Annotated in this window: 1 pseudogene; it reads left to right on the top strand. The window is 44.7% G+C overall.

What is annotated here, in order from left to right:
* A pseudogene (locus tag R7P72_RS25700) lies at nt 1-1093 on the top strand (hybrid sensor histidine kinase/response regulator); the annotation flags it as partial.

Raw genomic sequence — 1093 nt, 5'->3', positions numbered from 1 at the left:
TACTGCTATCGCCTTAAACAAAAGAACGAAGTGATCTTAGGTTCGTACCACGCGCCTTATATCGCCTATTCGACATGCATTATTATTTGGATTAGCAGTAACGCCTACTTCCATACCGATTTGCTACCTCTGCTTGGGTCAGAGGGCGGCATTTTCATGGCGAAATTAGCCAACTTAGCTTCCTTCTTCGCATTTGCTTTTGCTTTCTACTTTTCTTGCCAGCTCGCCGCTGAGCAGAAAAAAGGCAAAGTAAAACTGTGGCAACAAGGCATTTTTGTTGCGCTGACGGTTTATTCTCTGGTCATCAATTTACGCCCGAACCTAACCGTTGAGAATGTGCTGATTGATGGCCCTAGCCAATTTGTGATTGAGTTTGGCCCTCACACTTCTTATTTCTTCATGGGATTGGTGACCTTTGTCGTTATGACACTCACCAACCTCATTAGCATGCGCGCAAACAGCAGTAAGCTCTCTATAGCGAAGAACAATTACATGATCGCAGGGATCTTAGTATTCATGCTGTCTACGGCTGTCATACACCTAGGCATGACCTACTTCCTTGGGGATTTCTCACTAACGTGGCTACCACCAGCGTTATCCATCAGTGAAATGCTGTTTGTTGGTTACGCGCTGCTTACATCGAGATTCTACAGCGCCAAATACCTTGCTTATCTGACGATCAGTGTGCTTTTTGTGTGCACCATTTTCGTCCTGCCATTAGGTGCGGTATTTATTCCAATGTCTGAAGACAATCAATGGCTCATCTCAATTCCGATTTGCGCCTTGATTGGCATCACTTGGCACTTGGTCTACAAACGCGTTAGCCGAATCGCATCGTTCTTTATATACGGCAATCGACAAACACCAGTTCAGCAGATCTTAGCGTTAGAAGAAGAGTTTAAGCGCTCAATCGACGATGCCGTGCATCAGTTGAGCACATTACTCAACATACCCAATGACAAACTTCAGCTCGTAACCAGTAACTACACCGAAACCTTCTACGAAGATTATTTACACAGCAATGATTCGGTTTTGGTGCTCGACGAACTCTCTGAAAGGCTCGACGAAAAACCGTCTTCAAAAGGTTCAATCA

The organism is Vibrio sp. Vb0888, from assembly GCF_033338835.1.
Lineage (GTDB): Bacteria > Pseudomonadota > Gammaproteobacteria > Enterobacterales > Vibrionaceae > Vibrio > Vibrio alginolyticus.
This window is presented reverse-complemented; position numbering and strand designations above follow the sequence as displayed.